The following is a 26,991-nucleotide window of genomic DNA, read 5'->3' as shown; positions in this document are numbered from 1 at the left end:
CAATAAGGTTATCGTTGAATCAATGCATGATAAGCTTTTAGCAAGAAAATAATCAAACATAGAGGGCGCGTTCATGTTAAAGAAAATATTTTTGTTGTGCTTTGTAAGCTTTTTTTCGCTGCATGCGATGGAAAAGAAAGAGGGCATGGAGATCGCCATCTCGAAATATACACTGCCCATCGCTCAAGATGTTGAGACGAATATTGATCCTATTTGTCGCGACGATCTTGGCAAGGCGCAATGGCCTGAATTATTTACCGTGCACACGGTGAACGGAATTCCGCATACTTTTCATGCAGAATGCCTTAACGACTGGGTAATAAAAAACAATCAATTAAATTGCCCAACGTGCAGGTTTCCCATTTCTTCTGCACAAGCTGTAAGAATACATTTAACTCAGAAACTTCCTAAGTCAATAGGAAAGTTTTCTGATTCTGAAAAGCTTGAATTTCGAGAATATATACAGGAGAAATCCAAAAAAACTATTATTTTAAGAGAGGATCTATCGAATAAATTAATTAAAATGCAGCAAACATTGGAGCTTCAAAATGGAAAGCTTGAAAGTCAACTGATGTTGCTTGTGCAACAAGCAGAATGCGTTGAAATTATTAAAAATAAAATTAAAGGCGCAGAAAATAAAATTAAAGAACAAAAGAGAATAATAAAGATATTGGGATTTAGTTCTGCGTGCAATGTTATTTATTGGGGATGTCGAGGTTACGAATATTTTTATGGCAAAAAATAACTCTAATAGCTGAAAAGATTTCCACACAGATGAGCGATATTGGCTTTATGCTTCTTTAATTGTTTCTCATTTAATCTTGTTGATCGATCGACCGTATACATAATCGGCTCAATGCCAAGAAACTGCAACGTTTTTTTTACTTGATCTCGTGCGGGATCGCCGAGCCATAAAAGGTTATACCAGCGAGGCGTTATCGTTAAATTAATCATCAACGCTTTTTTGATAAAATGAAGCGGGATTGCTGTGCGATAGGGCCCATTAAATTTCCAAGCAAACTGATTAATTAAATCAAACCAGCATTTTAAAATTCCAGGAACGCCATACCAATAGGTTGGGAAAACAATTAGTAAGCGATCAGCTTTTAAGATTCGTTCTTTATTCTCTTGATAAAATGCATTCGCTTCAAGCTGTGCACGATCGCTTGCGTAAAACGGAATTTCAGACGCATGATCATAAAGATCTAAAATATCAAGTTCAATATTTTTTTGTTCGCGCAAAAATGCGAGAGCATGATTAAAAATTGTTTTGGTAAGTGAAGTTGCTTTATCGTGGGCAACGATTGCAAGAATACGCATCCCGTTCACCTATTTTGCTCGAAAGTTTTTATTTTTTTTACGAGGGAGGCATCTATGCTTTTTTTGGGGTTAAAGAATGGATTACAAGCAACCAGCTGCCGTGCGATCGAAGGAATAGCTTTTCTCAATGGTAAATCTTGCAACTGCATGATTGCAAAATTTCCACATGAGATTGGAAATTTGCACGAGGCAAATCCTAAAAATGGGCGGAGTGCTTGAAAAAGAGAAATGAGAAGCTGATTAATCATTTGCCGGTGACCCCTTTTAAAAGAAGGGATTTTGTTTCGTCAAATGAAAGCGTGTGCGCACCTGGTTTAATAAAAACCAGCACATCTTTCTTGAGAGCAAATAGTTGTTCGCGATAATAAATAGATTTGAGACGACGCCTGATAAGATTTCGCTGAGGAGCCGTTCCCACCTTGCGCGGGATAACAATTAAAATACGCCCCACAGTGGAAACACTGGGAGCGATTCTAATATCAATAAACGGTACTTTTAACGCCGGCTGAGCTTGAGCAAAAAGCTTTCTGATCTCAGCCGGAGTAAATATCGTAATTAAACGCGCAATTGAGCGATTTTTTTTAGCCGCTGACCGTGAGGCGTTTTCTGCCTTGAGCGCGACGGCGGTTGACGATTTTTCTACCATCTTTTGTTGCCATTCTCTTGAGAAAACCGTGTTTTCTTGTTCGTTTGCGGCGACTTGGTTTGTAGGTAATTGACATCCTGATATCCTTGCAATATAAAAAGTGGCGCTTTTTAAGGCGGCCATTACTTGTGATTGTTTACCTATTCTAAGGCCAAATCACATTTTTTTCAATTCCAACTTTATATTTGTTTAGCCTTAGTGAGGAAAGTTTGGTTTTTTGAATCGAACGTTCATCTTTTTATCTCTTCCAGGTACCGCTGAGCGTCTAGGGCAGCCATGCAACCGGTTCCTGCCGAGGTTATCGCCTGGCGGTAGATCGCATCGGCCACATCTCCCGCGGCAAATATACCCGGAATTGAGGTTTGCACACCTTTTACTTTGATATATCCATAATTTGTCAGATCCAGCTGGCCCTTAAAAAGCTCTGTGTTTGGCGTGAGCCCGACTGCGACAAATACCGCACCAACGGGAATATCATGGGTCTCGCCCGTTTCCTGGTTTGTTATCACCACTTGGGTAACATGAGAGCCGTCCCCAATAATTTGGGACACGGTGCTATTATATATAATGGTAATTTTAGGGTTATCGAGCACCCGATCCTGCATCGCTGCCGATGCGGTGAGTTTATCTTTTATATGCACGATCGTGATTTTGTCGGTGAATCGGGTCATGAACGATGCATCTTCCATGGCGGTGTCGCCGCCCCCAACAATGACAACGGGCCGATCTTTATAAAAAGCACCATCGCAAACGGCGCAGGTGGTGACGCCTTTACCCCAATACTCGTTTTCGCCAGGGCAACCAAGTCGTTTTGGAGTCGCTCCCGTTGCGATAATTAAGCTATGTGCTTTGATCGTTTCGTTTGTCGTTGCTATTGAGAACGGGTGGCGCATGCAATCAACGCCAATCGCAGGTTCACTAATAATAGTGCATCCTAAATCGCGCGCATGTTCTCGCATATTCATCATGAGGGTAGGCCCGAGAATTTCGCGATTACCTGGCCAGTTTTCGACCATTGTCGTGCCCATTAATTGCCCGCCCGGGGCTTTGCCTTCAATAATAATCGGATGCAAATTGGCACGTGCAGTATAAATGCCAGCAGTCAGGCCTGCTGGCCCAGAACCTAATATTACGACAGGATGAATCATAGAATCGTTCATATGATAATTACTTTCGCGTCAGATGATAAATAACATGGTTGAGTGTTTTTTCCCGCAAGCAGCATCGTTTAAGAACTTGTGTAGGCAATGGCATTTCTTGCCCTTGAATTTTGGTTGGCGGTGGATTGAAGTACACAAATTCTTTAGTACGGGCACGTTTTAAGAGATTTAAATAACTCTTAATATCATCAAGCGTAACCGAAATGTTTTCATGGAACGCAAGTTGATCTACAAACAATAGTTCACGTGCTTGTTTAAGTGCTAACTGTTTGATCATATCCTTAAACGAATTTTCTGTTTTATACACATGATAATCGGGGTTATGCATCACCGATTCGAGTACCGATTTTTGTTGGCGCAATACTAGATAATGGGGAACATCAATATGATGTTTTGAGATGAGAAGCTTGAGCGCTTCCTCGGCCATCATGCGCCTCTGCGAAATATCGTTACGAAACGAAAAAACCTCAATGAGTTTTTGGTGCATCTCTTTTGTACTTTTTAGCTTGAAGTGATTCTTAAATAAATCGAACGAAAAATGAGATGCGGGAATTCGATCAATGATAATAATTTTAAAAACATATTTGGTGTCTAGTTGGGTACTAAAATATTCTTGCAGGCAACTGCTTGCGGTTATCAGCTCGTCACCAACTAGATGTCCCATAAAAAGTTCTTGAAATGGTGCGTCAGCTTCTTCATTGCCAATTTTTAGCCAAACATGCTCTCGATGTGCGCCTAAAAGGGCGCCATGCATTTTATCAAGAAGATAAATTTCAAAGCATACCCAATCACCAATTTGGATTGAGTCAGTTGCGTTGTTGGTGAACGCCTGTTCCTCTTCTTTTATAAAAAGTTCAACCTGGCGATCGATATCTTTGTAGTTTTTTCTTTTTGGAGCTTTAAACGGCAGCGTTTTCCAATCACGAAATTCGATCGGTGTGCCCACTGAAAGTTCAAAAACAAATTGAGCGTCTTTACCGGGAATAATAATGATTTCTTGCAATCGTGGTTCACCGGCAATTGCGGTATGGGATTCGTGGAGTTGTTCATAGAGTTGGCTCAGCACACAATATTTAAAAAGAAATTCTTTTAAATGTTCCGTCAGATTACTTTTATAATGTTCTTTGATGTAGGAGAGGGGTGTTTCGCCTTTGATAAAACCGTGCGTGCTTGTGTTTTCTTTTTGATCCAGAGCTGTTTCATGGTAGAGCGTGTTAACATGCTCCGCAGGAACGGTGACGGTTGCTCTAAAGAGTCGTGGACTAATTTCTTGAAATGCACACGTTTGCGTGCTCGCTGTCATTACCATATTCATCTCCTTTTGCCATCTGCCAGAATCTAAATCCTATGGCTAGAACTTAGCGCAGTTCAATACTCTTTGCAAAAGGTTTCAAGAAGGTAGAAATTTAAATCCACTCACCGTGTGTTGATTTTTTTTGTTCTGTATTTTTCGCGTCGCCAGTACTTAAAGTAGTTTTGGGCTCAATAAGAATTACAGAAACTTCCGCGTGGGCGACCGGCCTGTGCTCAACGCCTTTAGGGATTACGACAAGCTCACCAGCTTTAAGATTTAATATTTGATCTCTTAATTCAATTGATAATTGACCGTCAATGATTAAGAACATCTCATCTTCGTTGTCATGCTTGTGCCAAACATACTCGCCTTTGAGCTTTGCAAGCTTAACATAGGAATCGTTTAACTCAGTGATAATTTTGGGAGACCAAAGATCAGAAAAAGCAGATAACTTTTTTGAGATATTGATAACAGATATATTTTTCATAAGTGAACCCTTGCGAAATTATCTGCGGACTGTTTCAGACTTCATAGCCCAGGCGTCGCGTATCCACGCCTTCCGTCTTCGCCAAGGCTTCGACGGCCACGTCCGGCTTGGCAAGCTATGCCGGGCACGCTTCGTAATGAACTGGCTGCGCCAGGCGAAGTCTAATAAGACGAAGCGTGGTGCAAGAGAGGGGAGTCGAACCCCTATTCCCTTTCGGGAGCTGGATCCTAAGTCCAGTGCGTCTGCCAATTCCGCCACTCTTGCTTATAATTTCAATGGTTCGATACGTTTTATTTCGTAAAACACTCACCATGATGGGATTAATGCTGCCGCTCAACTGTCGATTGTTAATATATTTCAATCCGTGAAAAAAGACTGGCAGCGCCAGGCGTAGTTTGCCGAGCCTGAAGGCCCGGATAAACGAAGACTGGTGGGCCGCATTGGAATCGAACCAATAACCTGCAGATTAAGAGTCTGTCGCTCTACCAATTGAGCTAGCGGCCCAAAAACTACACCATAGAGTGTAGTTCAGGTGCATTAAAACGTCAAACTAAACTGTCGTAATTTCTTTTTCTTTTTTCTCTGCCAATGCTTCTGCTTTTTTAATAAAATCATCAGTGATTTTTTGTAGCAGATCGCTCAATCGGCGTGCATGATCTTCAGAAATAGTTTTTGCTTTTTGGTTATCGCGCACGAGATTATGAAAGTCTTTACGTACATTGCGAATGCTGATGCGAGCATCTTCCAATTTCTTACCTAATACTTTAACAAGCTCTTCGCGGCGTGCGGTAGAAATTTCTGGCAAAACGACGCGTAAAATTCCTGAGCCATCGTTCTGTGGTGAAATACCAAGTTCAGATTCACGCAATGCGCGTTCTATATCACCAATAACTGCAGGATCCCATGGTTGAATAACAATCAAGCGCGCTTCTGGCGTTGTGATCGATGCGGTTTCTTTCAGGCGCATCATGCTATTGCCGTAAGCAGCTACTTTTATATCTTCCACAAGAGATGGATGAGCGCGGCCGGTACGAATCGTAATGAGTTCGCGTTCGAAATGTTTAATAGGTTTATCCATTTCGACATTCATTGCTTTTTCAAACTCTTTTGAATTTTGGTCTGTGAGTTTTAATGTTGTTGTCATAGTATCCCTTTCAAACAAATTTTTCGGTAATTAACTTATGGTACTGCCAAACGTGCTATCGTTTGCTGCGCGCACGAGTGCATTATCGCTAAAAATGTTAAACACGCGAATCGGCAATCGATACTCGCGCGCTAACGCAATCGCCGTCGCATCCATAATGCCAAGTTTTTGCATTAAAGCATCGTTATAAGAAAGCGAAGCAACAAGTTGTGCATGCGGTGCGGTTTTTGGATCTGCGGTGTAAACGCCATCGACGCCGGTGCATTTCCAAACTTCGTGCGCATTGATTTGTAACCCACGCAAGATTGCGGTGGTATCGGTAGTGAAAAACGGATTTCCGGTACCACCAGTAAAAATCATGAGCGAATTATTTGCTCGCGCGTTTTGAATTGTTTGCGCCGAAATTGGCGAACCAACTTCAGGCGACGGAACAGCGCAAAAAACGGTGCAAGGTAATCCTTCTTGCTCAAGCAGGTCTTTGACTATAAGGCCGTTCATCATCGTTGCAAGCATGCCAATTTGGTGGCCGACAGAGGGTGTTAGCCCCAAAGCGGTTCCATGCTTACTGCCACGGAAAAAGTTTCCGCCGCCAATAACAATGCCAAAGCGATGCGTTGCCTGCAGCTGTTTAATTTGCTGAGCGATAACGCGTACACGTTGGCTATCAAGCGCTTGAGTAAGGGGCGAAACAAGTATTTCGCCCGTCAATTTCAATAGAATCGTAGTTTTGCTATGCATACATCAATCTTAGTTTGCTCGTGAGAGCGGTTTGCTTGATCTCAGTATTTTTTAGTTTACGCCAATTTCGTAACGTGCAAACTGCTTGATTTTGATATTTTCACCGATCTTGCCAATAAGTTCTTTCAACAATTCATCAACGGTTAGTTGATCGTTCTTGATGAACGGTTGATTAAGCAAGCATACTTCGCTGTACACTTTTTGTATTTTGCCTTCAACGATCTGATTGATTATCTTTTCAGGTTTTCCGGAACTTGCAAGTTGTGCTTTAACTATATCAATTTCTCGTTCTAGGAACTTTGGATCAACTTGTTCTGGAGAAAGGTAAAGTGGTTTCATCGCAGCGATATGCATGCAAACATCGTTTGCAAATCGTTTAACATCTTCTGTAGCGGCTACAAAATCGGTTTCGCAGTTGATTTCGATCAAGACACCAACGCGCGCGCCTGGGTGAATATAGGCATGAACAAGCCCTTGATCAGTAACGTTTGCGCCACGTTTTGCAGCAACGGCTGCCCCTTTTTTACGCAAAAGCTCAACCGCTTTCTCAACGTTGCCTTCTGTTTCTTCGAGCGCTTTTCTGCAATCAAGCATACCAACGCCGGTGCGGTTTCGTAATTCTTGGATAAGTTCTAAGCTGACTTTTGCCATATGAGGGCTCCTGTATCAAAAAATAGGTACTTTTACTATTAGTTTGCCAGAAAGGCCATAATTGGGCAAATTGCTTATTCAGTTATGGTTGCGTCCAAATCAACTTTGGAGTTTTCAATTGGGTCTGCGATAGTGATTGAAGAAAGCATTGAAGCTGCCGGATGCTCCGATTGATTAATGCTATTTTTATTGAGAATCTGATACCGTGCGCAGCATTGTAATGCATGAATAGTAGAAAGTGCTTTAGGATCTAGATGGTGCTGTTTTAGTGCTGTATTAAATATTATTTCATACGAAAGTTTATTAAAATAATACTCATTAGAATTTGATAAAAGCTGTAGCTTTACAAAGAGCTCAAGATCAAGTTGTTTATTTTTGCTAATATTAAATAAAGTTAATTTCGATGCTGGCTTATATATAACGGTAGAATAATGCGGTATATGAGCAATTCCCACTATGGTATAAAGAGCGGATTCATTTAATAGAAGAGTTTCATCTAATTTTGTTTCTTTTTTAGGCGTGAGCCATAGTGCTTTTATTTCTTTTTTATCAATTTTACTGAGTATTGTTTCTTTGCTTTCATCACCTGTTAGTATTCCTTCTTCTGACTCAAGAAATAGATATGGATTATTCGAAGTGTTATTAATTTTCTCTAAGATTATCGAGTAATTTAAGGAATTGGGCGTTTTCTTTTTTGGATGATACTCCATGCTATTAATAGCGGGAAAAATGAAAAGCAAAGCCACAATCGAGAATACTAATTTCCACATTGCCATAATAGTTCTTTCAACTCCTAATAGTGCAGATGCGCTACATCTTTTCAGGGCAACTAATACCAATAAGCTTCATGCTGGTGTTAAAAGTATTTCTTAACAATTTGATAAGTAAAAGCCTGCCGCGGCTTTGTTCGATATGATCGGCATCAATCACGCGGTTTTTTGCGTAATAGCTATGGAAAAGTTGTGCTAATTCAAGAATGTAATAGGTAAGTGCGTGGGTTTGATTAGTATGCGAGATCGTTTCAAGCAATGTTTTGAGCGAAACCATTTTTTTTATCAAAAGCTGCTCAGCTTTGCCGAGGTTTTTCGCATCGTGAACACCAGTTTCCGCCAATCCTTCTTCATGTTTACTTTTTTCCAGGATGCTACCGGTGCGAACGTACGCATATTGAATATAGAAAACCGGATTTTCTTCAGTTTTTTTCAGTGCAAGCTCAATATCAAAATCAAGATGCGCATCAGCTTTGCGATTCAAATAAAAAAAGCGGGCGACATCTTTTCCTACCGCTTCAATAACATCGCGCAAATTCACAATGCGGCCAGCTCGTTTAGACATTCTGAGCGCTTCGCCGCCTTCTTTAAGGGTAACCAGCTGATATAAAATCACATCAAGCACATCTTTATTATAGCCAAGTGCTTGTAAGATTCCCGCAAGGCGCTGCTTGTAACTATGATGATCTTGGCCCAGCACTATTACTAATTTGTCGGCGCCGCGTTCAATTTTGTTTTCTAGGTAGGCGATATCTGCCGCTGCATAAGTTAATTCGCCAGAGGTTTTACGCACAACGCGATCTTTATCGTCTCCATATTCAGTTGAGCGGAACCATAACGCACCATCTTTTTCGTACGTCGCATTATTCTTGGCTAATTTTGCGAGGCTTTTATCGATCGCTCCGCTTTCATGTAACGTTTTTTCTGAAAACCAAACATCAAACGTAATACCGTATTGCGCAAGCGTCTTTTTAATTGCTTCTAAAAGCGCCGTTTTTGCGTACTGCGCAAAAAAAAGATCATCTTCCCCAAGAAGGGAAACGCCGTATTTATCCACACAAGTGCGCGCAAGTTCAACTAAATATTCACCTTGGTAGCCCTCTTCAGGCAATTGCGCATCTTTTCCCAGTGCTTGCAAACAACGCGCTTTAAATGAGGCACCGAGTTTTTGAATCTGATTGCCAGCATCATTGATATAAAATTCTTTTGTAACTTTGTGCCCCAGGAAACGCAAAATGTTTCCTAATACGTCGCCGATAATGCCGCCGCGGCCGTGTCCCAAATGGAGAGGCCCCGTAGGGTTTGCGCTTACAAATTCGATATTAAAATTATGGCGGGGTGCCGATTGCTCCAGCTTAAAAAATTGATCTTCTTGCTCATAGAGTGTTTCGGCAAGAGTAATGAACGCATCCTGAGTCAGGAAAAAGTTTAAGAATCCGGGTCCAGCAATCTCTATTTTTTCAACAATCGGGTGTGTGAATTTTTCCTGAATTTGTTGGGCAATAATTCGGGGCTGCATTGCAAGAGGTTTTGCAAGGATCATTGCGCTATTGCTTGATAGATCACCAAACGTTTGCTTTTGTTCATCAACATTAAGCGAAAGCGTGTGATCTTTAATTAAATTCTTATCGATACCAAATGTTTTAATTAAGAAATCGTGAAATGCTTGCTCGAGATGGACTAACAGATTCATAGTGCTTACCTGAAATAATGATTTTTTATTTTTAGTATAAGCTGGAGGAATGAATTTGTCATTTATAAAAAAAAGGATCAATCCAAGCGGATCGATCCTTAAATGATTTGCGGAATGCGCAGCTTTATATCTGTATTAGAACCAGCCACCAGGATATGGTTGCTGTTCACCAGGTTGAGCTTGTTTTCCTGGTTGATCGATCTTAATATTTTCAATTTCAAGTTTGCCAGCTGCCCAATCTTTTAAAAATGGTGCAATTTCTTTATTTCCACTTTTTTCTGCTTCATATACGATCGTTGGGAGGAATAGGTATTTAATATACGAATCACCGTAATTATCTTTAACGAATATTTTTACCTCGTTAAAATCACCTTTTTTTACCGCATCGTTTAACTTGAGCGATTTTTCATATGATTGTTTTCTAAACTCAAAGTCAGAGTCCATAGTAAACGTTGCTTGAGATCCGATAAAAATGAGGGCAATTGCCGCTACTTTAATTAATTTCATTTTATTTGTCCTTTTTTTATATTGCTAATGTGTTTTGTAAAGAGCCGGTTGGACCGCTCTTTTGCTATAATTTATAATAGCAAATCTCGGTCTGAAGTTGCAATAATAGCGATTCCTTCGGGGCCATTTTTTATAGAATAGCCAGCGAGATTAAAAATTGGTCTAACAAATTACTCTACAGTTATTTCGAGCGTGATATTTGGATGTTGCATATTTTGTTGGTTTAAGGCAAAAATGCGCAAAATGTGCAGGAACGTTTCTTGCATTTTTCTGGCATTTTCTTGTTTTGCTAATTGCGCATCATTATTATTTTCAATGGTTGAAGATGCAGTAGTTTGCAATTCTTTCCAGTTGCCATAAAAATCGAGCATCTTGGAAGCGAGTTTATTCGAAGAATCTTTGAGCGTATACGCATTCGTTTTGGAATCTTTATCAATTAAAAAATCACCAAGCGGCACATTGGCAACGGCATGGTGCATTTTTATAGTAATTTTTTTACCTGTTTCTTTTTCATATTGTTTTGCAAAAAATTCGAAATGCCTTAAGAAGGTTGCCAAGTTGCCAAAGCTGCTTAAAAGTGAAACAATTTCATCATTAGCTGAGTTGGATGACAATCCATGATTTCCCATGAGCGCATTTCTAAATAAGCGTGCACCCGCGCCACTTTGCAAGGTAACTACCAATACGCCCTTATCATTCAACATGTCAAAATATTTCCAGAGCGGATGTTGGTTGAGCGGCTTTGCTGATCCATAGATTGATTCCTGGGCAGCTTTATGAAGCTCTTGGAGTATGAAATAGAAAGAGTGGGAAGCATAAACAACATCTGCTTTCTCATTGTTGAAATAATCGGTGATATCTTTGACCGTCACATCCTGAGCTGTTTTTTGTATAACATGAACATTCTTCACATCGATTGCTTTATATGCATTTTTATAAAGCTCAGCAAATGGCACATACGGTTCAATACTGAGTACATTAACTTCAGATCCTGAATCTTGGAGAGCTTTTACCACTGCATTCGTTTCGCCTCGTCCGCCACCAATATCGACATAATTAATTTTTTTTCTACCTAGGATTGATTTCATTGCTTTAAATTGCTGCGCACCATCTGCATCTTTGATGTATGGCATGGATAATTCACTGCCATCTAAATTTTGAATTTGTTTATCAAGATTTTGTTGCGCAAATGAAATGTCGTTTGAGTTTGATTGTTCAGAACTTTCAAGATTCAAGCCAATCGGCTTAAATGAAACTTTAGATTCGGTTGATTTTGGTTTGAGAGATAATTTTAAAGTGATATTTAAATCGGTTATTACCTGATTAATGTTAAATACAGCGAGTAATCGTATAAATGGTTCAAGTTGTTCAGCATTCATATTCTTGAGTTCTGGATATTGTTTTACAAGCGCTTCACAAAATGTTTTAAGAGGCGTGCGTACTGATGAGAATGATAAATCGCAATTAATCGTATTACTTGTTTTTTCTTCATAATATCTTTTAAAGATATCTAAGCAGCGGAAGAAGGTTTCTACGTTATTAAAAATTTTAACGTTCGGCTCGGAAATTGCATGTGCTTTGCTCAATTCAAGATCGTGCTTACCCAATAATAAATCGGTGAAGTTTTGGATCGTTGGCCCACTTAAAAGACTGATTACAAAAACACCATCTTTTTTTAATGCGGCAAAATAGTTAAAGAGGGGATGCTGTTCAATGCTAGAGCCATTGGTGGCAAGTAATTTTTCTGATGCATTGAATATAGATTGCATTTCGCTATAAAGCGAATGCGGGGCGATTAAAATATCTATCGAATCTTTTGGCGCATTGGTAACCGATGCAATTGAATCTTTTTTTGAAAGTTCTTTATAAAGTGCTTCTGCTATTGCGTTTTTTTGTCCAGCGTGCGATACAATAATATTATTTTTTGCGTTATCTTTTAGCGCGGAGAGCTGTGCTTGAATGGTATCTTGTTGCAATTCTGGTACAGCGAGCAGAGCATCCTCTGAAATAATTTGATTTTCTTTTTTTGCATTTTCGATTGCTGCTTTAAATGCCGTTCGAGTGGTTTGAATTTGTGCTTGGAAATGTTCCTTATACAAATAAGCTGGTTTTGCTCCTTCCATCGCATTCAAAGAAAAACCGGTCAGGGAAAGTATCATAAATAAAACTGATAAAAACTTCATAGGGTCCTCGCATTCAATAAAAGTATATACGATAAGAATGCCAGATAATTACAAGTTGTCAATTGCTGGGCGATTGTGTATGTGCGATATAAAACGAGCCAGGTTTGTATCGCAGGTTAAATTAATTTATGAATTCATTATTACATTTTTTGGCTTTTTAATTATTCTACTATAAAAAATCATTTTAAATTCAGCTTGAATAAATACGTTATTTTGTTAGTATAAGTAAGTATGGAAGAAATTGTGGTTTTTTATAAGATGGAGTTCAAAATGATTAGAAAAATAAATAGCGTTATATTCACTGCGATTTTTACTGTTGCACAGCTGAATGCAATGAATAGTGAACCAGCAAAACACTGGTCGTTAGAGCAGAATAATTTGCTTAAAACTTCTATTGATGAGACTGATGTACCGAAGTTCAATCTACGGTTTCAGAATTTTAAGAACGCCATGGATGGTGCCATAAAAAACACTAATCTTCAGGTAAGTTTGGCAACTGAAAAGCCAACAATTCTTATGAAAGCTTATTTTGAAACAAATCCAAGAAAAACAAAGGTATATGAGCAAGCGCAAGAATACACTGATAAGGCCCGAACGATATACGAAACTTGCAAAACCGAAAATGCACCGGGCAGATTAAGAAGAATTGGCGCATATTCTTTAGTGACTGTTGCATCACTATTTGGTGTTGGTGCGGCCATTGGCATGACATGCGACGGGATCTATGACTCAAGATTTCCGGAACCATTATGGGATATGTTGACAGGAATATACAAAACTCCAGTTTTTGGTGATTTTCTTGTATCGGGAATTACTGCTGGTTATCTAAATCCACTTGGCGCGATTGGATTGACGTGCGCTATGGGTTATGGTGCTTACTGGTTAAAATATCCAAAGATTATTCGCGATGCCCAGAAGATAAGAAATACAACTGAAAGCTATTCTACTCAGTTGGCAAATGAGCTTCATCAAGAATCGTGCAAAAAGTAGTCAGTAAAATAAAATTGAAAGTGTCGATTATGCAGATATCAAAAATTTTATTTATTGGATTAATGTTCATTCAAGTGCCGCTTTTTTCTATGAGCTATTTGAACAGGAATGAAATCGATCCGTGGAAAAGAGATAAATTAGCTATTGCTGATTCAATTGAAAAATCGGATGTTGATGCGTTTTATGGCAGTTTCTCGCGTGTCGCTACTTATTGGAAATCGGCCGGGGAGATTGTATTTCTTAGTAATCCTAAGCAAGTTGTTTTTATGCCGAGTAGACAAAAAATCGAAAATGAGATTTATAAATTCGATAAAAAGGCTCAGGAAATATACAATGCGAATATGAGCTGTTACCTAAATAAAACTAATGCGTGCCCTAATAGTCCAGAATTAAAAAAGAAGAATGATGCTCAAACGATTTCTTTAGCAATTGCTGTTTTTAAAAAGAATATGGAAGCATAAAAAACTTGCTTATTAAGGAATTAAAAGGGGCCGGCGATAAACCGGCCCCTTTATTTTTTATAAGGCTTGAACTTCTTTCATCAATTTATTGAGCGCAATTTGATAAATGCTTGCTTGTGCATAAAGAATCGTGCCCACTTTGTCTTTTGTGGTAGATATTTGCGCCATTTGAAGTGATGAAGCGCTTGGATAGATGCCGCGAATTCGTTTTATAATTGCTTGAGCTGTGTTGATAAAGTTTAAATTACTTTCAATTTTCTTTTTTCTGCCGTCGTTGCCAAACCAGCTGGTTTCGATCTCTTTGCTCAATTTTTCATTATCTTTTTGCAAACGATAAACAACTTGATCGAGCGTATCGGCTACGTCCGCAAACTTATATTTGCTCGTGATGCCATTTTCCTTTAAGAAGTTCATAAAATCGCTATCAGTGAATACGCGGCCTTTTGTTCCTTGTTGCAGCTTATCCCATTGTGAAAAGAATGAACCGTATGAAATGCTTCCCTTTGTATCTGTTTGGATCATAAGTTTTGAACTGTCAGCTTTGGCGATCCAATCGGCTGGTGCTGGATTTTGCCGTGCGATAGAATCAAACGTTGTTTTTTCAATCAGCGAAGCTTCTTGAAGTTTTTTTCGTAACTCATTTTCGGTTTCTTGTTTGCGCGCTGCGCCGATTTGTTTGTCTTTCAATTTTTGAGCGGTGTTTTTCACTAACGAAAGAATGTCATTCAGCGATGTAACTTGAAGAGCATAGCCCTTTGCCGCTGCTCCCTTATTTATTTGCGATGTAACGTATCCATTAGCCGCTTGCGCGTAGTTCGCCCATTTATCAAAATCTTCTTTCTGGATGCCAGATCTGCTAAAAGAGTCTACAGCAAATGCTGGGATGCTCAGGTTATTAAACTGTTGGTAGATTTCGTAAGGTGCAGCGCTCACTATTTTTTCGTAAAGAAGCGTTGAAGGGTTGACTGGCTTTTTTGCGGGAAATAATTTATCAATGCATGCTTGGCGAAAGCCTAGTTTTTTAAAATTTTCTGCATTAAAAATTTTTTGAGTATCCTGATTAGCAGCAAGTTTTTCGGCCGAGAATGGAACGAACGGTTTTGCGCCCTTGATAGCGAGCGACTGCTTTGCGCTTTCAAGCACCGAGGCAGCTTCTTTAACAATCATGCTTAATTCACGATCGCGAGCATATTTGGTGACATAATTATCGAACAGCGCAATGAGTTCGGCATATTTTTTATTTATTTCCGCCGCTGGTTGCGAGGTACTGACATTCAATGCATCATCTGCATACGTTGCGCAAAGAATTCGCTGAGCTTCAAGAATTACTGCACCATGGGCTTTTTGTTGGTCTGGGGCCATGCTGTTCAAGCCAGCCATCAAAAGAAGCAACGGTGCAATTGCACATAATTTTTTCATACATTCCTCCGTTTATAAAAATGAGAATTTTTACTCTTATAATCACTGGAAATCTAGTAAAATCGGCTAGGATAAATCAATACATTGGCCCGCTAAGGGCAGGGGCGGAATTTGTAATCCGCCTGATTTTTTTTAGTTTTTGCGCTATTCTAAGATAGTAATTGATTTATTTTTCCCCAGAAAACTTCGGGTGTGAGGCCGTAGATGAGCGTGGAAAATGTTTTTCCGGGGTCCCCGCAAACCACGGCCTAAAGGCCGTGTGTGGGGTTGATTAAGGGCTTTTTGGATGAATATTGCGGTTCTAGTATCTGGCGGGGTTGATAGCTCGGTTGCGCTCAAATTGTTGCGTGATCAGGGGCATGCGGTGACCGCTTTTTATTTAAAAATCTGGCTTGAGGATGAGCTTTCTTTCTTGGGAAACTGCCCATGGGAAGAAGATTTATCGTACGTTCAGGCAGTTTGTGCGCAGCTTAACGTGCCGCTTGAAGTTATTTCTTTGCAAAAAGAGTACTGGGATCAAGTGGTTTCTTATACGATCTCCCAGGTGAAAATGGGAAATACCCCAAATCCCGATATTTTATGCAATCAACGAATAAAGTTTGGTGCTTTTTTTTCAAAAATTGATAATTCATTTGATAAGGTGGCCACAGGGCATTATGCTCAAGTACACGAAGAAAATGGGGTATTCATTCTGAGCCGTGCACCTGATCCTATTAAAGATCAAAGCTACTTTCTCTCGCATTTAAGCCAAGAACAATTAAGCCGTGCACTTTTTCCTATCGGGCACTTGCAAAAAAATGAAGTGCGTGCGCTCGCTGAAAAATTCGATTTGCCCAACAAAACGCGCAAAGATAGCCAAGGGATTTGCTTTTTAGGAACGCTGGATTTTGCCGCATTTCTGCGCCATCATCTGGGTGAAAAAGATGGAGCATTGGTTGAGCTTGAAACCGGAAAACCGGTGGGCGTTCATAAAGGATTTTGGTTTTATACTATTGGGCAGCGGCAGGGATTGGGGCTCGCTGGCGGTCCTTGGTATGTTGCCGATAAAGATCCTGAAAAAAATATCGTCTTTATTTCTAAAAATTATCACAGCGCTGAAAAAGAACGAAATTCATTTTATGTTGGCGATTGCCATTGGATTTCTGGAAGAGATCCTGAACAGAAAGAATTTTTAGTAAAAATGCGGCACGGCGCTCAACTTTATAAAGCACGCGTCGACTATAATCGCGAAAAGAAGGGCGCATTCGTGCAGCTTGAAGGGCGCGATCAGGGAATTGCTCCAGGCCAATTTGCCGTATTTTATGATGAAGCTGTATGCATTGGAAGTGGCACCATTTCCCGAATGCCTCAAGGAATTGCGATATGAAATTAATGGGTGATAAACAGCTCAATTTGTACGCATGGTGTACATTGCCAACAATGATTACGCTTTTTCGCATTGCACTCATTCCGTTTATTATGTATGCATTGCATGATCACTTGTATCTGCGTGCGTTTATTTTTTTTATATGCGCCGCGCTCAGTGATGTGCTTGATGGGATGCTTGCCCGATACCTCAAACAACAAACAATAATTGGAGCGTTGCTTGATCCACTTGCAGATAAACTTTTGATCGGAGCGCTCGTTATTTTTTTTACTTTTTCTACGCAGCAACTCCCGGTTTGGTTTTTTATGCTATATTTTATAAAAGAATGTACGCTTATCGGCGGCGCATCTTACTTGTTTTTCACAAAGGGTGCGACGATTAAAGCGGATGTGTGGGGAAAACTTGCTATGGGAATGCAAACGATTCTTATGGTGGTTCTCATGAGTGCATTAGTAAAAAATAGTTTCTTTCAGGGCACTTATCTGCTTGTGCTCATTACTGCATTTTTTTCTCTGGTAGCTCTTTTTTCCTACGCAGTTCAAGCCATGAAGTTAAGGAGATCAGCATGCGTCGATTAATTATTCCTGTTTTTGCGGTAGGCCTTTTGGTGAGCAATGCACCTGCACCAAAGAAAGAACGCGTTGGCGCTCTTAAGGATGAGATCGGGCAGCTTTACGGAGAATTAATTAAACAAAATAACGATACCATTCTTGCGTGTGCGCGATTAAATCAAACCTTTATGCAGGAGCTGCAAGATTTAATTGAGGGTGAGCGCCTTTTTGCAAATCCTAGTAAAGAAGATCTGCAAAAAAAACGAGATCAATTAAAAAAGCAATGTATATAACAATCCGTTATCTTAAGTAATTTTTTTTTTCTGGTATTATCAAATTTAATTATAAATGATTTTTGCTGTCGTTTCGGAAAGGACATCTCGTGGCTGGATATAATCGTATTATTATTATGGGTAATTTGACTCGTGATCCTGAATTTAAACAATTAGCATCCGGGCAAGCGGTGTGCCAATTAGGCTTAGCTTCAAATCGCCAGTATCGCAACAAACAATCTGGGCAGATGGTGCAAGAAGTGTGCTTCATTGATGCTGATGTTTTTGGTGCGCAAGCAGAAAGCTGCCGTCAATTCTTGGCAAAAGGCCGCGCAGTGCTTGTTGAAGGACGTTTAAAGTTTGATACGTGGGAATCTCCAGAAGGCCAGAAGCGCAATAAATATTCGATCGTTGCAGATCGCGTTGTATTCCTGGGCAACGGCGGCGGCGCTGATGCTGAAACTGGTGAGCGATCAATGCGCCCAGCATCACGCGGCAACGATAGCGTGCAAGCGGCAGCGACAGCTGAAATCGATGTTGATTATGACGAAATGCCAGCTGCAGCAAAAAAGAAGCCGGCAGCAAAGAGTGGCGAACTAGAGTTCAAAGATGAACCGCCATTCCAAGACGATTTGCCATTTTAGGTTACCCCATTTGCACGAACTTCGTCGTGGCTATGGGGGCCCCATTTAAAAGCCCCACTGGGTGACAAAGTCATGCCGTGGCAGCGGGCCAATTTTCAAATCAGTAATTTTAAAAGCGGCCCTAAAAAAGCCGCTTTTCTCATTTTTTCTAAGATATTTTATTTATTAAATAACGATCTGAGTGTTAAGTACCCAGCAATACCTGAAATAGTAAAATTTGTGATACCAGCTAGACACCATGCCATCTGTAAATTACTATGTTTTTTAAGCTTTGGGGTTGATGAGCCCACGGCGCCTCCTGAGTCAGTCACCGGTCCAGTAAGTACTTGGCCACCTGGTGCATCTGAAACGTAAACAATTTTTTTGGGCTCGATCCCATGATTAAGCAGAAGTGAAAGTCTCGCAAATTCCAAAGAGTGCATCTTCCCTTGATGGAAACAATACTGTGAAGCACCAAATGAAGCGAGAGCAATGAAACCGGTTACTGATGGATTATTGCTTAAAGTTTGGAGATTTTGTATCAAGCTGCCTCTGAGTGGCTGACTAATTGTTAAATTGGAGGCAAGAAAAGAAAATAAAATTGCATAAAGCATTCTGTATTTCATAAAATCTTCTATTTATTAAAAAGTGATTTGAGCGTCAAATAGCCAGTAATTGCCGAAAGCGTTAAACTTCCCGCACCAGCTAACGACCAAGCTACCATCAAATTTCTGTTAGATTTTATTCTGTCTTTAGTCTCCGGTATAAGAGTAGACACATGATGATCGATGTCTGCTGCGACATAATTGAGGTTTGTTGCTATTCGCCTAACGCGATTTCTTGCTTGATCGTTTGGAAGCGAATTCACTGGACTGTTCTTATAATTTTTATATAGTCCTTAAGCAGTAAGAGCTTTGTAGAAGCTATAAAAAGTACCAGCGGTGAAGATTGGGAAAAAATAACTTGCAAAGCCGGCATAAGAGGGATCAGCGATTGTATCTAGTTTATTTTTAAAGTTTAAAAAATCCTGACCGTGGGCATTGGTAACCATTGAGCTCGCTGCGACAAGAAATAAAACTGCATGAAGGATTCTGTATCTCATAAAATCCCTATTTATTAAATAATGATTTGAACGTCAAATAACCTGTGAGAGCTGAAATAGTAAAGCTAGTGGCACCAACGAGAGACCAAGCAATCACTTTGTTTCTATTTTTTATCATTCCGGCACGAAGATCAGGAACATATGTACTTACATCATCGTCTACGTCAGCAGGCTCCATATTTATTTGTGTTAATATACGTCTAACACTGTCTTTTGTGCCTTGTTCTGTGTCAGAGTTCAAAAGAAATTCATTTTCTTTATATTTTATATATGCGTTATGTGCAATTTTAAAGCAACAAAGACTGCCAAGCCCTGAAACCAGAGAAGCAGTAGCATTCATACCTGACTTATTATTTAAAAAATTCTGAATATATCTAAACTTTCCTGGTTCGTTTGCCATCATTGAAGTAGACGCCATAAAAAGTAAAAGTACTAAAAATTTATTTATTCTGTATTTCATAAAATCCTCTATTTATTAAATAATGATCGTAATGCTAGATGGCCAGCAGCAAATGAAAGGCCAAGGCTAGCGCCACCAGCCAGAGACCAAGCTATAATCGAATTCCTGTGCATTGTTCGCGCTTTTTGTGTATTTTCAATATACGAACTGACGGTGTCTTCTCCATCAGCTAGTGGGTGATTTGGAGCCATTGCGAAAATCTGTCGAACTCCATCTTTAATTTGCTGATCTGTCCCGGTAAGAAGAGTATTGCAATGACCATATAGCCAGCTAGCATCGTTAGCTTTTTTGGAGCTATAAAAGAAAGCTGCTAACGATACGAGAGAAACAAAACCTGTTGCTGCTGGGTTATTGCTTAGATTGTAAGTTGTTTGTATAAAAGTATCTTTTAAAGGCTGTGCAGTTATTGGGTTAAAAGCACTAAAGATCAAAGCCAACGTGGCTATAATTGCTACATGTTTCATAAGATTTCCCTGTTTTTATTATTTTCAATTATGCATATTTATAGTTTTGATTATATAGATTTTTTCTGGATCTGCAAGGGATCCAAATTTTATAGGTAGCTATAAATAACCCCTAGGTTGTAATTAAATTCAATTTGTATATAATTATAAATAGATATTGAATTAGCTATAGAAATGGAGGTTTATTATGGCGAAATTTATTAATAGTTTGCTTGCTTTTAATCTGTGTTTATTCACCGGTATATCAAGCGCGGTAGATGTGAATGAATTAACAAGGCGTGCAAATCGGTTTAATGAGTTAGCAAACCTAAAAGATGGTGAAGCATTTGCAACGAATTATAATGAGCAATGCAAGGTTATCTCCAGCGAAATAACCGAAGATTCATTCGGAGACAATGGGGTAATAAATACTGTTAAAATTTTAATTGAGCATAAGCGCGGTTGGATTCGTGATTATTTGCGAACCTATACATTTGGGATTTCTGTAGATAAAAACACAAAAAATATAACAGGTGATTTTTTAATAGATGGTACATCCCCAGAGTTTTGCTATTCTAGAATTTTTAAAACAGCAATTATCATTTCTGCTTTATTTGGATTGTACTCATATTTCTCTTCTGGTTCAGCTAAAATATGATTCGTTAGTTTGATTGGCAAAAAATAAGTCTTTATTTTAAAAGGTGGCTTTAACGCCACCTTTTTTATTTCTTGCGTTATACTATTCATTCTTATGGACGAACTATTTTAGGGATCACGCAATGAATCTAATGCATGCATTATTGGGGTGGGTAGTAATTTCGTTTCAGCTCTCAGGAATGGAGCAAGCAAAGCAAAAAAAGCGCGTTTCATGGGCCAAAGTAGCAGAAGTAAGGAGTAACCCGCGTTATTTGCGGACGCAGGCAGAAGAATTTCGTTTATCAACACCCGATGAACAATTTTCTACAGTATTGAACCTCTCGACTGGGGTGCTCTTTAAAAAAAAGAGAGAGACGGGAGAGTTGCTCAAGCTCTTTGGATTTGATCCTACGCATAAGGTTTGCGATATGGAAGCATCAGGCAAAAAAATTATGTTCAACATAAAAAAAGACGGCACTATTGTGCATAAAGTTTGTTTGAAGCGTTGCCAAGATGAAGAACTGGCTGAGCCTGATGAAAAGAAACGCAAAAAAAATCAAGAGCTCGAGGACTAAGATGAAAAGCTGCACCATAATTCTTATATTATTGATAGTATCAACTACACATGCAATTTTTCCCATGGAAAAAAAACCTAAAAGCGTGACTTGGGCTGATGATTTCGATAAAAAATTAAAAATCCTACGCACCTATACTCCAAAAAAATTTGAAAAAGAAATAAACAAAGAGTTCAAAAGTTACTATGAAATAACGCATGCTCTCGGGCAATCAAAATCTAATCAACGAGAGTGCGATAGGGTACTAGAAGCATGTAACTTAGAAAAAAATGGAACTATCGCTAACATTCGATTTATAAAAAACGGTTGGTTTTTTGATGTGCGATTCAATGGATATCTAATAGATGACATCTACGAATGTTCGGTCGAGCAAACTAATGATGACGAAAAAAAATTATTTGATTGGAAGGTAAAGCACTGCGCCACAGTACCCAATACGACAGCTTTTTGCAGTTTAATAGTCGGTGCTATTGGTGGAGCAATGGTAACTTTGAGTAATTTGAAATAATTTATGAATAGTGGCCTTATTTTTTTAATTATAATTGTTTTAACGTCATACAACGATATACGTTGCATGGACGATAAATCTTCAATTATCGTTCCCTGGGAAAATTTCTTTTCTCAAGAGCCAGTGCAGATTCAAAAAACGGTTGATTATCTTATGCGGCTTTCTCAAGGAAATTTAGTTATTGGCAGCGATGTAGAAATTTACCGTCTACGGAAAGTATACAAACAAAGTTCAAAACAAATTTACGCGACCTATGCTTTAGAAACAAATTTCCTATATCATCGAGTTCGAGATCAATTTTTACAAGTACCAGCCGACAGACAGAGAAATAATGCGGCGTACATGGAAAGTATCGGCCACGGTTTAACTGGATGGCCTAAGCTCATTGGCCCCAGGTCTCCACTTAATACAGATATGAGAGCCTTGCATAAAGTGAGCCGGTCGGTGCCGGATCTTGGAGGCCTCTATAAGAATGAATGCTCTCGGCCATATTATATTGTTTCTGGTTACGTTAAAACTGCCGCTTTTTTTGGCTGTTGTTTTATAGCATACCAAGAGTTTAGAGCGTTCTCATCGCGGGTTTTTATTGCCCTTACTCCATAAATAATTATTTCGCCGTCTTTTTTTGTGTGAAAGCCGCTCATCTAGGAGCTTCTATTTATTTTTAATTGACAATTAGAAAATAAATAATGCATTCTGGAGATGATGAGGCAACATTTGAGGTTAAGTGGAGTCTGAACATGAAACACCTGAAATCAATAGTACTTTTTCTTCTTTTTTTTCAATTGAGCGCTGCTGAGTACCCGTTTACCGATATGGTTGCCGTTTCAACCGAATATCTTTATCCCTACAGCCAATTTTACCATATTGAGGCTATCTGCAAAAGCGTATGGAGCGATCTTGATCTTTATTTAACGCATGAACCGTTTGAACAACTAGCGGAAAAAATTCCACTATTAAAGAAAAATCTTGAGCAATTAGTTCATGAAGTGAAGCGTATGGTTTTTAATTGCCCTGAAGCGGCCTCTTTTTTACCAGAAGACACGATTTACTTAATGCGAATGGTTACGGTACTTGCAAATAAATATCGTCTGGTGTGCCAGAAAATTAAAGACTGTACCGGAGAAGATATTTCTATTTTTAGTAAACGATTTGAAGAAATGCGCATGGACCTTGAATTTCTTCGCGAATCGCGCGATGAAATAGCATTACTTGAATAGTTTGATACCCATCTACGCTAAAGCTATGCCGGGTACTTAGTACGAAAAGTCCCGTATATTTCTGATGATTTTAATTATTTCGGAAACAAAGCTATGCTTTTTCGGATGAAATTTGGGGTCCCCGCGGCATGACTTTGTCATCAAGTGGGGATGTTTTAGTATACCCAGGCGCAATCAAGGCCGAGCATTAAATCATAAAGATGCGCATTAAAAATGCGGCGCCCGCCAGCGATGATATCAAACCAGAATCCAATGCGCGGGCCAACATCTCGTAGCGTGTCGGCACAATCATATTCTATCATTGCATGAACCGTGTGCATGTTCCAGCCGCGTAGCCGTTCATCAGAGTTGATAATAACTTCATCAAAACCATTCCCGCCCATTTTAAGCTCAAGTGAATCAGCATCGCGCTTGGTAAATGAATATCCTGCCAAAAGCGATAGACCGCGAACGAAGTGATCCGCTTTAAAATAAGATCCTAACTCCCAAATAGTTCCAGGGTCGATTTCTACTTTGTTTTGCGCGAGCAGAATAAATCCATTTTGTTGTTCAGCAGTTTTGAGGCGCAATGTTCTATCCTTTTTAAAAAGAAATAATGCGCCACTATGAAAACCGATCGTTACCCAATCAAAAAAACCAACGGCGCAATCGAATTTTAATGGTAATCCATAGTGCCCGTTATAACCTAGCGGGAGATCAAAAGGTTGATCGATGTTTGTCGTTTGCGCGGTAGGAAAAAGAACACCGATTTTTGCGCTCGCATCAAGAAAATCTAACACACAGCTATCTTGGTAGGTGCCGGCCCAACCCGCGAGAAATGAAAAGTCGCCAATGCCGGTTCTGTGCGATGTCGGCTTAAAACGTACGCCGTAACGACTAAAAATTGGCCCTAAATCGTCAAGTAACGCTTGCCATTCGGGAGTTGTTATATTCGGGAAACTATTGTCTGTTGGGGAAAGATCTTCGAAATGAATATTGGAAATGGTGAGTGAACGAATAAGTGGCATGTGAAATTGAAGAAAGAAGCCATTGAATAAATTTTGATAATACTCGCCGATACATTCAAAGAGCGCAAAATTTCCAGTAAACGAAAGTTTCCCAAAAGTACCATTGTGCGGCAGTGCGGCTAATGCTATTAAAATCTGATCAATCGGATTTGCTGGATCAAGATTGGGCAGATTTGATCCGAGAAATTGCATATTTTGTGGGCCAATAATATCAAAAAGCGGACTTATTTTTCCGCTATCATCCCGCGAGTGGCTGGTGCGTGCAAATCCGCTATTAACTTGCCATGAACTCAATTTATCTCGCTCAAAGCGGGGTTCATCCCAAAATCTAAGAGCGCGATAAAAATGTGGGTTATCAATAGGCAGCATTGATTGTGAGCAAAAAAATAAAAATAGTGCAAGCAGGCAACGAATGTTCGCCTTCATGTGTTCATATCCTTAATGTTGCCTGATTGGCAATTTTATTCACTATGGTTGAAACCAAAAACTATTTCTAAGCAAATAATTTTTTCTGGTCAAACGCATGCGTATTATAGATATACTAAAAAGGCAGAGTTGTCACGTATTGATCATGTGGTATACTAACGAGAAAGACACAAAAAAATTGCAAAAGGTATATCTATGGATAATTCTGCGATGCATAATCAAGTGCAAGATGAAACCAACGTTACAGAAGGCAATCAAGCAAGCGAGAAAGCTTTAGTTACTTGCGAAACGCAATTGGCTGAGATCAAACGTAATTACGCTCTTCTTAATGCTGATTTTGAAAACTTTAAAAAGCGTTTGGAAAAAGAACAAGCTGCAGTGATGTTTGGGATGCAAAAAAGTTTGTTAGTGCCGCTGCTCGATATTGTCGATAATTTTGATCGTGCATTAAGCGACAATGCAATGACCGATAAAACAATGGCCGCACATCTTGAAGGTTTTTCATTGATTAGAAAAAACTTACAAAAGTTGCTCGAGAAATTTGGGGTAAAAGAAATTACTGATAATGCAGTATTCAATCCCAATTTTCATGAAGCGGTAATGAGCGTGCAAGCTAGCGATGGAAAAGAATCAGGATCTATTGCGGCGGTTCTCCAAAAAGGTTATATGCTTAATAATCAGGTTTTACGTCCGGCAAAAGTAACGATTGTTTCGTAGGGATACAAATGATTATTTTTAGGGTGGGAATTTTTTTTATCCTTCAATTGATTGCCAGTTCAGCTTATGCAATTAATATCAAGGGAATATATAATAGAATCGTTAATAGCGGCTATCAAGAGCAATTAAAGCAAGCCAGATTGTTGAAAAAGAAGCAGCATGCGATGTGGTTTGCTCATTTTGGATTGACACCACGGGAAAGTGAACTCTATGCTCTGCTTTTTAAAAAAATTTCTAACAAATCTGCAAACGCTGGGCCTGGATCGGAATTTTTAGTTAAATTAATTGAGGACATTGATTTTTCAAAAGTTGACGGGAGTCAAGATTCTATTATTCATGCAATAACAGAAAACATCGCAAATAAAAAAGATGCACTTTTTATTGCTAGCGATCCCGAAATAAAACCGATCGTGTCTGAATTATTCAAATCAAACGCAATGAACTCGGTAAGCATTTTAGCTACTTTATATGTCACGGTCCTAACCTCTTGGCCCAAAGTCGTTGATCAGGAAGAATTCAGAAGGGCTTATCACAGTTTAGCCAATAGCAAGCAAGTGCAGGATGCGGTACAAGATATTATCCAAAATCCGAAATTGCAGACGAAAGAAAAAAGAAAATCGCTACAGATATTAGAGCAAGAAATTAAACAAACGTTGTTTGCGCAGATTTCTAAGCCTCTTGTGGGCAAGGAGTGGAATCTTCTTGCGGCCAAAATAATTGGTGACTGGAGCGATGCAGTTGCGAATCGTAATAGTACTCTGAACCCTACTCACTTTAGATTTGAACCATACATTCCATTTTATATTTCTAGCGCGGAAGAAACAAAAAAAATTGATAAAAACAGAGAAGATTATACAAATAGTGTAATACAAAATTTGATGATTATTCGGGAGGAATTGATTAATGAGGTACGCAAAACCAATCATTTTCTCAGCATTAATCAACCACTCGCCGCAGATGATATCACCCTAGACCTAAAACTGCTCGGAGCGCATGGTCACGAATCTGAAGAAGAACTCAAAAGACGAGAGCCGATTTTGCGAAAAAAAAATGCGCTCGTTATTTCTCCGGACAAGGGTATAAATGAAGCCGATAGCAAAAGGCGCACCGAGTTAATGCAACGCCTTGCAGATGCTCCTTCTCGAATTCCAGCGGTTATGGAAGCGAGAAAAAAATTAAAAAAAGAAAAAGAACTGATAGCGGATATGGATGAGGCTAAGATTAATTTAATGCTTTGCGATCATTGGCTTGACCAATATAAAATGGTTAGCAGAAAAGGCCTAAAGAACAAACATATTGGTACAACCCATGTTGCAAACTCGTTAGTACCTAATCACACAAAATCTATTCAAGCAAAAAAGTTTGTATCTGATATTTTTGATCCCCTGACCATTGAAACCGAGAATTATTCCGTTGAAGATATTGCGAATGAAACCTATAAAAAATACGAAACAAGCATTGCGCATATCTCAAACTCACTTCTACCTATTGGTGAAAAACTAACCGACCGAGAGGTACAGGCTATGAGTAATTTTAAACGCAGAGAAAGATTAACCCAAATGGTCCTTCTCGCTCGCTTTGTCAATGCTAAAAATACTGAATGGGCTAAGTCGTTAGACTGA

The 26,991-nt window shown here is 39.3% G+C and carries 35 protein-coding genes and 2 tRNA genes; 14 read left to right on the top strand and 23 right to left on the bottom strand.

Translation table 11 applies throughout. The features are described from left to right. The first annotated feature begins 73 nt into the window (after positions 1–73). Positions 74–745, top strand: a complete 672-nt coding sequence (locus HYX58_03295) for an E3 ubiquitin protein ligase (protein ID MBI2775006.1) — start codon at positions 74–76, stop codon at positions 743–745. 2 nt (positions 746–747) lie between these two features. Here the strand turns inward: HYX58_03295 and HYX58_03290 are convergent, their stop codons facing one another. The 16 genes from HYX58_03290 to HYX58_03215 form a co-directional block, all read right to left on the bottom strand. After that, positions 748–1,329, bottom strand: coding sequence for an NAD(P)H-dependent oxidoreductase (locus tag HYX58_03290; GenBank protein MBI2775005.1), 582 nt, complete (start codon positions 1,327–1,329; stop codon positions 748–750). Further along, positions 1,326–1,568, bottom strand: coding sequence for a membrane protein insertion efficiency factor YidD (gene yidD, locus HYX58_03285; GenBank protein ID MBI2775004.1), 243 nt, complete (start codon positions 1,566–1,568; stop codon positions 1,326–1,328). Before yidD ends, HYX58_03290 begins: the two co-directional genes overlap by 4 nt. Beyond that, on the bottom strand, positions 1,565–1,966 hold the full coding sequence (rnpA, locus tag HYX58_03280) for a ribonuclease P protein component (protein MBI2775003.1): 402 nt from the start codon (positions 1,964–1,966) through the stop codon (positions 1,565–1,567). The genes yidD and rnpA overlap by 4 nt, the downstream gene beginning before the upstream one ends. Beyond that, positions 1,902–2,042, bottom strand: coding sequence for a 50S ribosomal protein L34 (rpmH, locus tag HYX58_03275; protein MBI2775002.1), 141 nt, complete (start codon positions 2,040–2,042; stop codon positions 1,902–1,904). The genes rnpA and rpmH overlap by 65 nt, the downstream gene beginning before the upstream one ends. A gap of 154 nt (positions 2,043–2,196) precedes the next feature. After that, the gene (trxB, locus tag HYX58_03270) at positions 2,197–3,126 is read right to left on the bottom strand and encodes a thioredoxin-disulfide reductase (protein MBI2775001.1); all 930 of its coding nucleotides are present in this window, start codon (positions 3,124–3,126) and stop codon (positions 2,197–2,199) included. Positions 3,127–3,133: 7 nt separating this feature from the next. Then, positions 3,134–4,441: a hypothetical protein gene (locus HYX58_03265; GenBank protein ID MBI2775000.1), complete on the bottom strand. Its 1,308-nt coding sequence runs from the start codon at positions 4,439–4,441 to the stop codon at positions 3,134–3,136. 91 nt (positions 4,442–4,532) lie between these two features. Next, positions 4,533–4,898, bottom strand: a complete 366-nt coding sequence (locus tag HYX58_03260) for a cupin domain-containing protein (GenBank protein MBI2774999.1) — start codon at positions 4,896–4,898, stop codon at positions 4,533–4,535. 186 nt (positions 4,899–5,084) lie between these two features. Further along, a tRNA-Leu gene (locus HYX58_03255) sits at positions 5,085–5,171 on the bottom strand. A 164-nt stretch (positions 5,172–5,335) separates the two neighbouring features. Further along, positions 5,336–5,411, bottom strand: a tRNA-Lys gene (locus tag HYX58_03250). Positions 5,412–5,457: 46 nt separating this feature from the next. Beyond that, the gene (gene frr, locus HYX58_03245; protein MBI2774998.1) at positions 5,458–6,051 is read right to left on the bottom strand and encodes a ribosome recycling factor; all 594 of its coding nucleotides are present in this window, start codon (positions 6,049–6,051) and stop codon (positions 5,458–5,460) included. 30 nt (positions 6,052–6,081) lie between these two features. Continuing rightward, positions 6,082–6,789, bottom strand: coding sequence for a UMP kinase (gene pyrH / locus HYX58_03240; protein MBI2774997.1), 708 nt, complete (start codon positions 6,787–6,789; stop codon positions 6,082–6,084). Between the two features lie 51 nt (positions 6,790–6,840). Next, positions 6,841–7,440, bottom strand: a complete 600-nt coding sequence (tsf, locus tag HYX58_03235; protein MBI2774996.1) for a translation elongation factor Ts — start codon at positions 7,438–7,440, stop codon at positions 6,841–6,843. A 74-nt stretch (positions 7,441–7,514) separates the two neighbouring features. Beyond that, positions 7,515–8,216 carry a hypothetical protein gene (locus HYX58_03230; GenBank protein ID MBI2774995.1) on the bottom strand — a complete coding sequence of 234 codons (702 nt, stop codon included), beginning with the start codon at positions 8,214–8,216 and terminating at the stop codon, positions 7,515–7,517. 34 nt (positions 8,217–8,250) lie between these two features. After that, positions 8,251–9,903 (bottom strand): arginine--tRNA ligase, encoded by a 1,653-nt coding sequence (locus HYX58_03225; GenBank protein ID MBI2774994.1) that lies wholly within the window; start codon positions 9,901–9,903, stop codon positions 8,251–8,253. A 135-nt stretch (positions 9,904–10,038) separates the two neighbouring features. Next, entirely contained in the window at positions 10,039–10,410 is a 372-nt protein-coding gene (locus HYX58_03220; protein ID MBI2774993.1) for a hypothetical protein, read from the bottom strand. Positions 10,411–10,580: 170 nt separating this feature from the next. Continuing rightward, on the bottom strand, positions 10,581–12,593 hold the full coding sequence (locus HYX58_03215) for a hypothetical protein (protein ID MBI2774992.1): 2,013 nt from the start codon (positions 12,591–12,593) through the stop codon (positions 10,581–10,583). Positions 12,594–12,863: 270 nt separating this feature from the next. On the opposite strand from HYX58_03215, the gene HYX58_03210 reads away from it, so the two are divergent. Together HYX58_03210 and HYX58_03205 are read left to right on the top strand one after the other, a co-directional pair. Beyond that, complete coding sequence (locus HYX58_03210) at positions 12,864–13,583, top strand: hypothetical protein (GenBank protein MBI2774991.1); 720 nt, start codon at positions 12,864–12,866, stop codon at positions 13,581–13,583. A gap of 29 nt (positions 13,584–13,612) precedes the next feature. After that, positions 13,613–14,044, top strand: a complete 432-nt coding sequence (locus HYX58_03205; GenBank protein ID MBI2774990.1) for a hypothetical protein — start codon at positions 13,613–13,615, stop codon at positions 14,042–14,044. Between the two features lie 57 nt (positions 14,045–14,101). Here HYX58_03205 and HYX58_03200 read toward each other — a convergent pair whose 3' ends face one another. Further along, a complete protein-coding gene (locus tag HYX58_03200; protein ID MBI2774989.1) occupies positions 14,102–15,463 on the bottom strand; it encodes a hypothetical protein in 1,362 nt (453 codons plus the stop codon). A 286-nt stretch (positions 15,464–15,749) separates the two neighbouring features. Between HYX58_03200 and mnmA the strand changes: the two genes are divergently transcribed. From mnmA to ssb, 4 genes are all read left to right on the top strand, one after another. Next, complete coding sequence (mnmA, locus tag HYX58_03195) at positions 15,750–16,829, top strand: tRNA 2-thiouridine(34) synthase MnmA (protein ID MBI2774988.1); 1,080 nt, start codon at positions 15,750–15,752, stop codon at positions 16,827–16,829. Further along, entirely contained in the window at positions 16,826–17,407 is a 582-nt protein-coding gene (locus HYX58_03190) for a CDP-alcohol phosphatidyltransferase family protein (protein MBI2774987.1), read from the top strand. Before mnmA ends, HYX58_03190 begins: the two co-directional genes overlap by 4 nt. Beyond that, positions 17,395–17,673 carry a hypothetical protein gene (locus HYX58_03185; GenBank protein MBI2774986.1) on the top strand — a complete coding sequence of 93 codons (279 nt, stop codon included), beginning with the start codon at positions 17,395–17,397 and terminating at the stop codon, positions 17,671–17,673. Before HYX58_03190 ends, HYX58_03185 begins: the two co-directional genes overlap by 13 nt. A gap of 89 nt (positions 17,674–17,762) precedes the next feature. Beyond that, positions 17,763–18,296, top strand: coding sequence for a single-stranded DNA-binding protein (gene ssb / locus HYX58_03180; GenBank protein ID MBI2774985.1), 534 nt, complete (start codon positions 17,763–17,765; stop codon positions 18,294–18,296). Between the two features lie 158 nt (positions 18,297–18,454). Here ssb and HYX58_03175 read toward each other — a convergent pair whose 3' ends face one another. The 5 genes from HYX58_03175 to HYX58_03155 are packed head-to-tail and all read right to left on the bottom strand — an operon-like array spanning position 18,455 to position 20,301. Further along, the gene (locus HYX58_03175; protein MBI2774984.1) at positions 18,455–18,901 is read right to left on the bottom strand and encodes a hypothetical protein; all 447 of its coding nucleotides are present in this window, start codon (positions 18,899–18,901) and stop codon (positions 18,455–18,457) included. An 8-nt stretch (positions 18,902–18,909) separates the two neighbouring features. Then, positions 18,910–19,143, bottom strand: a complete 234-nt coding sequence (locus tag HYX58_03170; protein ID MBI2774983.1) for a hypothetical protein — start codon at positions 19,141–19,143, stop codon at positions 18,910–18,912. Between the two features lie 30 nt (positions 19,144–19,173). After that, positions 19,174–19,377, bottom strand: a complete 204-nt coding sequence (locus tag HYX58_03165) for a hypothetical protein (protein ID MBI2774982.1) — start codon at positions 19,375–19,377, stop codon at positions 19,174–19,176. Positions 19,378–19,384: 7 nt separating this feature from the next. Beyond that, on the bottom strand, positions 19,385–19,837 hold the full coding sequence (locus HYX58_03160) for a hypothetical protein (protein MBI2774981.1): 453 nt from the start codon (positions 19,835–19,837) through the stop codon (positions 19,385–19,387). 8 nt (positions 19,838–19,845) lie between these two features. After that, the gene (locus HYX58_03155; protein MBI2774980.1) at positions 19,846–20,301 is read right to left on the bottom strand and encodes a hypothetical protein; all 456 of its coding nucleotides are present in this window, start codon (positions 20,299–20,301) and stop codon (positions 19,846–19,848) included. Between the two features lie 187 nt (positions 20,302–20,488). Here HYX58_03155 and HYX58_03150 point away from each other — a divergent pair, with 187 nt between their 5' ends. The 5 genes from HYX58_03150 to HYX58_03130 all read left to right on the top strand — a co-directional run bounded on the left by HYX58_03150 (position 20,489) and on the right by HYX58_03130 (position 23,219). Next, positions 20,489–20,938 carry a hypothetical protein gene (locus HYX58_03150; protein MBI2774979.1) on the top strand — a complete coding sequence of 150 codons (450 nt, stop codon included), beginning with the start codon at positions 20,489–20,491 and terminating at the stop codon, positions 20,936–20,938. A 121-nt stretch (positions 20,939–21,059) separates the two neighbouring features. Further along, positions 21,060–21,491: a hypothetical protein gene (locus tag HYX58_03145; GenBank protein ID MBI2774978.1), complete on the top strand. Its 432-nt coding sequence runs from the start codon at positions 21,060–21,062 to the stop codon at positions 21,489–21,491. Positions 21,492–21,555: 64 nt separating this feature from the next. Beyond that, positions 21,556–21,999 carry a hypothetical protein gene (locus tag HYX58_03140; protein MBI2774977.1) on the top strand — a complete coding sequence of 148 codons (444 nt, stop codon included), beginning with the start codon at positions 21,556–21,558 and terminating at the stop codon, positions 21,997–21,999. A 66-nt stretch (positions 22,000–22,065) separates the two neighbouring features. Then, on the top strand, positions 22,066–22,602 hold the full coding sequence (locus HYX58_03135) for a hypothetical protein (GenBank protein MBI2774976.1): 537 nt from the start codon (positions 22,066–22,068) through the stop codon (positions 22,600–22,602). Positions 22,603–22,739: 137 nt separating this feature from the next. After that, positions 22,740–23,219, top strand: coding sequence for a hypothetical protein (locus HYX58_03130; GenBank protein MBI2774975.1), 480 nt, complete (start codon positions 22,740–22,742; stop codon positions 23,217–23,219). A gap of 155 nt (positions 23,220–23,374) precedes the next feature. Here HYX58_03130 and HYX58_03125 read toward each other — a convergent pair whose 3' ends face one another. Then, positions 23,375–24,652, bottom strand: a complete 1,278-nt coding sequence (locus HYX58_03125) for a hypothetical protein (protein MBI2774974.1) — start codon at positions 24,650–24,652, stop codon at positions 23,375–23,377. Positions 24,653–24,847: 195 nt separating this feature from the next. On the opposite strand from HYX58_03125, the gene HYX58_03120 reads away from it, so the two are divergent. Both HYX58_03120 and HYX58_03115 read left to right on the top strand, forming a co-directional pair. Beyond that, positions 24,848–25,369 (top strand): nucleotide exchange factor GrpE, encoded by a 522-nt coding sequence (locus HYX58_03120; GenBank protein ID MBI2774973.1) that lies wholly within the window; start codon positions 24,848–24,850, stop codon positions 25,367–25,369. Between the two features lie 8 nt (positions 25,370–25,377). Beyond that, the gene (locus HYX58_03115; GenBank protein ID MBI2774972.1) at positions 25,378–26,991 is read left to right on the top strand and encodes a hypothetical protein; all 1,614 of its coding nucleotides are present in this window, start codon (positions 25,378–25,380) and stop codon (positions 26,989–26,991) included.

It is taken from the genome of Candidatus Dependentiae bacterium (assembly GCA_016191325.1).
Lineage (GTDB): Bacteria > Babelota > Babeliae > Babelales > JACPOV01 > JACPOV01.
This window is presented reverse-complemented; position numbering and strand designations above follow the sequence as displayed.

What these genes read in the sequence shown, in the direction of transcription:
- HYX58_03130 (MBI2774975.1), top strand. Translation starts at nt 22,740, where the DNA reads ATGAAACACCTGAAATCAATAGTACTTTTTCTTCTTTTTTTTCAATTG.
- HYX58_03160 (MBI2774981.1), bottom strand. Translation starts at nt 19,837, where the DNA reads ATGAAATACAGAATAAATAAATTTTTAGTACTTTTACTTTTTATGGCG.
- HYX58_03210 (MBI2774991.1), top strand. Translation starts at nt 12,864, where the DNA reads ATGATTAGAAAAATAAATAGCGTTATATTCACTGCGATTTTTACTGTT.
- pyrH (MBI2774997.1), bottom strand. Translation starts at nt 6,789, where the DNA reads ATGCATAGCAAAACTACGATTCTATTGAAATTGACGGGCGAAATACTT.
- frr (MBI2774998.1), bottom strand. Translation starts at nt 6,051, where the DNA reads ATGACAACAACATTAAAACTCACAGACCAAAATTCAAAAGAGTTTGAA.
- HYX58_03215 (MBI2774992.1), bottom strand. Translation starts at nt 12,593, where the DNA reads ATGAAGTTTTTATCAGTTTTATTTATGATACTTTCCCTGACCGGTTTT.
- HYX58_03125 (MBI2774974.1), bottom strand. Translation starts at nt 24,652, where the DNA reads ATGAAGGCGAACATTCGTTGCCTGCTTGCACTATTTTTATTTTTTTGC.
- HYX58_03205 (MBI2774990.1), top strand. Translation starts at nt 13,613, where the DNA reads ATGCAGATATCAAAAATTTTATTTATTGGATTAATGTTCATTCAAGTG.
- HYX58_03295 (MBI2775006.1), top strand. Translation starts at nt 74, where the DNA reads ATGTTAAAGAAAATATTTTTGTTGTGCTTTGTAAGCTTTTTTTCGCTG.
- HYX58_03150 (MBI2774979.1), top strand. Translation starts at nt 20,489, where the DNA reads ATGGCGAAATTTATTAATAGTTTGCTTGCTTTTAATCTGTGTTTATTC.
- HYX58_03135 (MBI2774976.1), top strand. Translation starts at nt 22,066, where the DNA reads ATGGACGATAAATCTTCAATTATCGTTCCCTGGGAAAATTTCTTTTCT.
- trxB (MBI2775001.1), bottom strand. Translation starts at nt 3,126, where the DNA reads ATGAACGATTCTATGATTCATCCTGTCGTAATATTAGGTTCTGGGCCA.
- HYX58_03175 (MBI2774984.1), bottom strand. Translation starts at nt 18,901, where the DNA reads ATGAAATACAGAATGCTTTATGCAATTTTATTTTCTTTTCTTGCCTCC.
- HYX58_03200 (MBI2774989.1), bottom strand. Translation starts at nt 15,463, where the DNA reads ATGAAAAAATTATGTGCAATTGCACCGTTGCTTCTTTTGATGGCTGGC.
- HYX58_03190 (MBI2774987.1), top strand. Translation starts at nt 16,826, where the DNA reads ATGAAATTAATGGGTGATAAACAGCTCAATTTGTACGCATGGTGTACA.
- HYX58_03185 (MBI2774986.1), top strand. Translation starts at nt 17,395, where the DNA reads ATGCGTCGATTAATTATTCCTGTTTTTGCGGTAGGCCTTTTGGTGAGC.
- mnmA (MBI2774988.1), top strand. Translation starts at nt 15,750, where the DNA reads ATGAATATTGCGGTTCTAGTATCTGGCGGGGTTGATAGCTCGGTTGCG.
- HYX58_03120 (MBI2774973.1), top strand. Translation starts at nt 24,848, where the DNA reads ATGGATAATTCTGCGATGCATAATCAAGTGCAAGATGAAACCAACGTT.
- HYX58_03230 (MBI2774995.1), bottom strand. Translation starts at nt 8,216, where the DNA reads ATGGCAATGTGGAAATTAGTATTCTCGATTGTGGCTTTGCTTTTCATT.
- HYX58_03225 (MBI2774994.1), bottom strand. Translation starts at nt 9,903, where the DNA reads ATGAATCTGTTAGTCCATCTCGAGCAAGCATTTCACGATTTCTTAATT.
- HYX58_03115 (MBI2774972.1), top strand. Translation starts at nt 25,378, where the DNA reads ATGATTATTTTTAGGGTGGGAATTTTTTTTATCCTTCAATTGATTGCC.
- HYX58_03165 (MBI2774982.1), bottom strand. Translation starts at nt 19,377, where the DNA reads ATGAGATACAGAATCCTTCATGCAGTTTTATTTCTTGTCGCAGCGAGC.
- tsf (MBI2774996.1), bottom strand. Translation starts at nt 7,440, where the DNA reads ATGGCAAAAGTCAGCTTAGAACTTATCCAAGAATTACGAAACCGCACC.
- rpmH (MBI2775002.1), bottom strand. Translation starts at nt 2,042, where the DNA reads ATGTCAATTACCTACAAACCAAGTCGCCGCAAACGAACAAGAAAACAC.
- HYX58_03145 (MBI2774978.1), top strand. Translation starts at nt 21,060, where the DNA reads ATGAATCTAATGCATGCATTATTGGGGTGGGTAGTAATTTCGTTTCAG.
- HYX58_03140 (MBI2774977.1), top strand. Translation starts at nt 21,556, where the DNA reads ATGGAAAAAAAACCTAAAAGCGTGACTTGGGCTGATGATTTCGATAAA.
- HYX58_03220 (MBI2774993.1), bottom strand. Translation starts at nt 10,410, where the DNA reads ATGAAATTAATTAAAGTAGCGGCAATTGCCCTCATTTTTATCGGATCT.
- HYX58_03265 (MBI2775000.1), bottom strand. Translation starts at nt 4,441, where the DNA reads ATGAATATGGTAATGACAGCGAGCACGCAAACGTGTGCATTTCAAGAA.
- HYX58_03155 (MBI2774980.1), bottom strand. Translation starts at nt 20,301, where the DNA reads ATGAAACATGTAGCAATTATAGCCACGTTGGCTTTGATCTTTAGTGCT.
- rnpA (MBI2775003.1), bottom strand. Translation starts at nt 1,966, where the DNA reads ATGGTAGAAAAATCGTCAACCGCCGTCGCGCTCAAGGCAGAAAACGCC.
- yidD (MBI2775004.1), bottom strand. Translation starts at nt 1,568, where the DNA reads ATGATTAATCAGCTTCTCATTTCTCTTTTTCAAGCACTCCGCCCATTT.